The sequence below is a fragment of the Mesorhizobium sp. M8A.F.Ca.ET.207.01.1.1 genome, from assembly GCF_004794715.1.
Taxonomy (GTDB): domain Bacteria; phylum Pseudomonadota; class Alphaproteobacteria; order Rhizobiales; family Rhizobiaceae; genus Mesorhizobium.
This window is the reverse complement of record NZ_SRUS01000437.1, coordinates 1-310: the sequence shown is the minus strand read 5'-3', so window position 1 is coordinate 310 and position 310 is coordinate 1. Positions and strand designations below refer to the sequence as shown.

The window sequence follows — 310 nt, the reverse complement described above, 5'->3', positions numbered from 1 at the left end:
GATGGTCGACCTGCCGGAGCCGATGGCGTTGGCCAATGGCGACCTGCTGGTACTTGAAGCCGGCCGCCAGCTCGAGTTCGTCGCGGCGCCGGAGGAGGTCTACGATATCCGCGCCCGTAACGCCGTTCACCTCGCCGAGCTTGCCTGGCACATCGGCAATCGTCACCTCGCGGCGGCGATCGAGGCCGACCGCATCCTCATCCTGCGCGACCATGTCATCAAGGCGATGCTTGAAGGCCTCGGCGCCACGGTGAACGAGGTTTCGCAACCGTTCAGTCCTGTGCGCGGCGCCTATTCCGGGCACAATCAC

Annotated in this window: 1 pseudogene; it reads left to right on the top strand. The window is 65.5% G+C overall.

Annotated elements, in window-relative coordinates:
- Positions 1-310: pseudogene (locus EN850_RS35255) on the top strand (urease accessory protein UreE); the annotation flags it as partial.